Annotated in this window: 5 protein-coding genes; all 5 read right to left on the bottom strand. The window is 28.4% G+C overall.

Going from position 1 to position 5,055, the window contains the following annotated elements; translation table 11 throughout:
• Positions 1 to 156: 156 nt before the first annotated feature.
• Positions 157 to 693 carry a nitroreductase family protein gene (locus LLF98_RS12190; protein ID WP_291703962.1) on the bottom strand — a complete coding sequence of 179 codons (537 nt, stop codon included), beginning with the start codon at positions 691 to 693 and terminating at the stop codon, positions 157 to 159.
• Between the two features lie 94 nt (positions 694 to 787).
• On the bottom strand, positions 788 to 934 hold the full coding sequence (locus LLF98_RS12185; protein ID WP_291703960.1) for a hypothetical protein: 147 nt from the start codon (positions 932 to 934) through the stop codon (positions 788 to 790).
• A 62-nt stretch (positions 935 to 996) separates the two neighbouring features.
• On the bottom strand, positions 997 to 2,094 hold the full coding sequence (locus LLF98_RS12180; RefSeq protein WP_291703958.1) for an acyltransferase: 1,098 nt from the start codon (positions 2,092 to 2,094) through the stop codon (positions 997 to 999).
• 140 nt (positions 2,095 to 2,234) lie between these two features.
• Positions 2,235 to 3,368, bottom strand: a complete 1,134-nt coding sequence (locus LLF98_RS12175; RefSeq protein WP_291703956.1) for an AI-2E family transporter — start codon at positions 3,366 to 3,368, stop codon at positions 2,235 to 2,237.
• A gap of 187 nt (positions 3,369 to 3,555) precedes the next feature.
• A partial coding sequence (gene argS, locus LLF98_RS12170; protein ID WP_291703954.1) for an arginine--tRNA ligase occupies positions 3,556 to 5,055 on the bottom strand: 1,500 nt, incomplete at its 5' end.

The following is a 5,055-nucleotide window of genomic DNA, read 5'->3' as shown; positions in this document are numbered from 1 at the left end:
TTCTTTTGTATTAATTTGTTAGTTAACATGAATAAATTATACAACAAAGAGCGGATTTTTAGGAGTCCGCTCTTAACTTTTTTGTAAAAAAGTGAGCTGTCCAAAATAGAAATTATATTTCTATTTTGCAACAGCCCCTTTTTAACTTATATATTGTTATTCTATAAATGTTACAATTTCATCTATGTTTTTCCTAATCTTTTTTCTCACAACATCACTTTCTGAATACCCAATTGCAACTACTAATCTAATTCGTTTTAATTTATTAACATTTAAAAGCTTTTTAAGCTCCTTTTCATTAAACCACCCTAAAATACATGTTCCTAAATTCTGTTGCGTTGCAGCTAGGCATAAATGTTCTGTAGCAATGCCAAGGTCAACAGACCTATAATCCTGTTGTTTAATTAAAGCTCCAGCACGTGAGATCAAATTACCACTTTCCTCAACAACAATTATAAATGATTGACATTCACTAGTAAATTTATTCATAACCTTATCTTGCAGGCACATTGCAACTTTGCATGATAATTCTTTATTATTCACAATAACAAAATGCCATGGTTGACTGTTGCATGCAGATGGCGCTACCCTTGCTGCTTCAATACACTTAATTAATTTTTCCTTTTCAACAGGTTTATCTAAATACTTTCTGCAACTCTGACGTTTATTTATTAAATCAAAAAATTCTCCCATGAAAATTCACCTCATGTATTTCTTTCATTTCAGTTTTAGACACATTAATAATATACATTACATCACTGACTTGTAATTATATTTCATGTGCTTATTATAAATATATTTTTACTTCTCTTTTTACTCTACTTTTAAATTTTAACACATTAACTACTAATAATTTTTCTAGCTTTTCTACTATTTCTACACCAAATATCTCTGCCCTGCTTAAATCTTCATAATTAGGACGTCCACTAGCCACAGGTAGCTCTTTTGTGGAAATGTACAGTTTACAATATATATATTAAATTTATTTTTAGCGTTTTATTTGATCCCAATTAAAAACCTCATTATTTTTATCCTCTTCAATATCTCATAAATTCCAAAGGTTATAAAAATTGAACTTCCTATAATTAGTATAATTGATACGTATATAGGTAATGCAAAGTTAAGTAAATAGTATGCAATTATAACAATGACTGTCTGATGTAATATGTATATTGGAAAGCAAGCCTTATTTAAATAAACAAGTATCCTTCCTCCTATAGTTAAATATTTCCGTCCATATCCAATAATAGCCACAATAGTTGTTATCATAATACCATTTCTCATTATAGATAATAATACTTTCAAAGCAATATTACCCTTATTATCCAAGTTGTAATAACGTAAAATTACCCCCATATAAAATGCACAAAATAATAATGCTATAATTAAACCTTTTCTTTTATTCCTATCAATATATTCTAAATAATCATTATCATCGTAAACAACGTATCCCATTAAAAACACTATTAAAAATATTAATATATTCTTTTGTGCAATTGCAAGCGGAATCATATCTGCAATGATAAATATCAATATAGTGTAAACTAAAGAATATTTATTAGTTAGCTTTTCTTTAAGCTTTAATAAAAACTTTTCCATTCCGTCTCTTCTAAAACTCCTAATAATAAATAATCCAACTATTGAAATAATAAATAGATACAAGATAAACCATAAGTGAGCAGGCCCTAGTCCTCCATCATAAGGTATGTCTGAAATAGTAGTCCAAAAATACTTCCACTGTTGAAAATAGTTACCTACTGGTTTTCCTCTGCTTACACGTGCAAAATACCCTTGAGGCGGAACTAAAATTAACATTCCAAGTACAAATGGAATTAGAAGTCTTTTAACTCTTTCTCCTATATACTTTTTTCCACTTCTACTGCTTAAGGAGAATCTTGTGGATGCTCCAGCCAAAAAAAACAGTACAGGCATATGCCAAGGAATACATAATATAAATATTATTGTAGCTAACCAACTTTTACTCTCAGACCAAATATACCATGGTTCATAATATGTAAAAATAGATGCTGTGTGAAACATAAATAATAATAATACACCAATATTTCTAATCCAATCAATTTCGTTTCTTCTCATTTTTCCTCCGTATTGTTAAATGTTAAATCTCCTTTTAATTTTGTTAACCACACTTTTAGGTAATTCACTATTGTCTCTTGTTCATGCAAAAACAATTTTACCTCTACATTTCATGCCTAAAATTTAACTCCTTTTATACTTTACTCTTTAAAATCATCAAGATTTTCTTTTTTAACTAGTTTAGGATTGCTTTCCTTAAATCTTAATAAAAACGTTTCATAATATATTTTTATAGTTGCCATTGTAGGTGATCCTAATAACATTCCAATGGGGCCCCAAAATCCACCTCCAATAGCTACTCCTAAAACAATCCCAAAGGGGCTAACACCAACCTTTTTTCCTATAAGCTTAGGATCAAGATACCATGCATCAAATATGTGAATACAAAGCAAAAGTATAAATACTATTAAAGCCTTAATTGGTGAAACAAAAATTGCAACTATAACACCAATAAGTTCACCAATAAGTGGTCCAAAATAAGGAATCATATTAGTCACACCCGTAATCAATGCAATCAATGGTGCATAAGGTTCTCCAACAATTAGTAAGCCGATAAGGGCTATACTTCCTATTATTGCAGAATCAATTGCTTTTATTCCAATATAAACTCCTATCATTTTGTTATACGTTCTAATAAAAGTTATTAATTTTGTTCCTTTTTCTTCCTTGAGAATCATATATGTAATAGTTCTAACTCCTTTTACAATTTTTTCTTTGTCTGCTAAAACATAAACTGAAACTAAGAATCCTAAAATCACATTTAGTAAATTTGATGTAAATGATAATAAGTACATAGCCAAATCCTGCAATAATCCTATTGCTACACTCCCTATTTGTTTAGACATTTCTTCAAATTTATTCAAAAGTCCTGCTTGTATAATTAATCCTTTTATTCTTTCATTTTGAAGTATAGTATTAATCCATTTTTGTACGACTTCTACATAAGCTGGCATTTCTTTAGTTATGTTTAGTATACTATCTATTATGCTTGGTATAGTGAAAAATAGAACTATAAAAACTAACGCTATAATTATAAAATAAGTAATTGCTATTGCTATTGCTCTTTTAATTTTTATTTCTTTCTCAAAAAATCTTACTACTGGATTTAATACATAAGCACAAATCATAGCATATATAAACGGAGTCATAATAGATAAAATCCTCTTACCTATATTAAAGAAGTAATCATAATTATCTATAAGTTTATAGCCAATTACCCCTATTAGGGCAAATATTAATATATCTCTATACTTAATGTTGTTATTTATAAACAATCTATTTCAAATCCCTTCTATTAAAACTTTTAATGATGCCCTAATTATATCATATATTTATTTTTTTAATATTCTATATTACTATATTGTGAAATTTTATGCATTTATCCCATAATAAAACTAAAAAATAGAGGTTAAGTCAAATTTAAAGACCCTAACCTCTATTTATACTATTATAATTTAACTTCTACATTTTCTCTACTACATCTATTCCAAGAAGTTCTAAACCATTTTTTAACACTTGTAGACTTGCTTTAACTAAGTTTAATCTAGTAGCTTTTAAATCTTCATCTTCTAAATTTAATACTGAATGTGCATTATAGAATTTATTAAATCCTTTTGCTACTTCAATTACATATCTAGTTAATATAGATGGTTCTAATTTATCTAATGATACAGTTATTGCACTATTAAAGTTAGCTATACTCTTAACTAATTCAAATTCTTCTTTTGAAGATAATTTACTATAATCAACAGCTCCTATACATTCATTACCTTTATTTAATATACTATTTCCTCTAGCATATGAATACTGTACGTATGGACCCGTTTCGCCATCAAATGATAATATTTCTTTCCAATCAAAAACAATATCTTTTTCTCTTGAATTTTTAAGATAAGTGAAAATTACTGCGCCTACACCAATTTTCTTTGCAACTTCTTCTTTATTTTCAAGCTCTGGGTTCTTTTCATTTATAACTTCCATTGTCTTTTCAACTGCTTCATGAAGTAAATCATCAAGTAAAACAATTGAACCATTTCTAGTTGAAAGCTTTCTATCTGCAAACTTAACTAATCCAAAACCTACATGTACACAGTCTTTTGACCAAGCATGACCTGCAAGTTCTAATACCTTAAATACTTGTTTAAAATGTAAAGCTTGTGGACTTCCAACTACATAAACACATTTATGGAAATCATAAGTTTTCTTTCTATACATAGCAGCAGCTAAATCTCTTGTTGCATATATTGATGCACCATCACCTTTAAGTACTATACACGGTGGCATATTATAATCTTCAAGCATTACAACTTGTGCACCATTACTTTCAACAAGTAATTTTTTTTCCTTTAATTCATTAACAATTACATCCATTTTATCATTATAAAATGCTTCTCCAGCTAATGAATCAAATTTAACACCTAAAATATTATAAACTCTTTCAAATTCCTTTAAACTTAAATTTCTAAATCTAGTCCAAAGAGCTGTAGCTTTTTCATCACCAGTTTCTAGTGCTTTAAAGTTTGCTCTTGCTTCATCTTCTAGAGTAGGATCTTTTTCTGCTTCTTCATGAAATTTAACATATATTCTAAGTAATTCATCAATAGGTGCTTTTTCTAAAGCTTCTTCATCTACCCATCTATCATAAGCTGATATAAGCTTACCAAATTGAGTTCCCCAATCTCCTAAATGATTTAAGCCTACAGTTTTATATCCTTCTTTTTTGAACATCTTATATAAAGCATTTCCTATAGCTGTAGTAAATAAATGTCCAACATGGAAAGGTTTTGCTATATTGGGTGAAGAGTATTCCACACATACAGTTTTTCCTTCCCCTATATTTGATGCTCCATAGTTATCTCCCTCTTCTAAAATCTTCTTAATTGTATTTTCTGCAAATACTCCTTTGTCCACAAAGAAATTAAGATATGGTCCAAGACTTTCAATTCTTTCAAATCCATCAGT

Source organism: Clostridium sp. (assembly GCF_021372645.1).
GTDB lineage: Bacteria > Bacillota > Clostridia > Clostridiales > Clostridiaceae > Clostridium.
The sequence above is the reverse complement of the archived record's forward strand: the minus strand, read 5'-3'. Positions and strand labels throughout refer to the sequence as shown.

What these genes read in the sequence shown, in the direction of transcription:
- LLF98_RS12190 (WP_291703962.1), bottom strand. Translation starts at nt 693, where the DNA reads ATGGGAGAATTTTTTGATTTAATAAATAAACGTCAGAGTTGCAGAAAG.
- LLF98_RS12180 (WP_291703958.1), bottom strand. Translation starts at nt 2,094, where the DNA reads ATGAGAAGAAACGAAATTGATTGGATTAGAAATATTGGTGTATTATTA.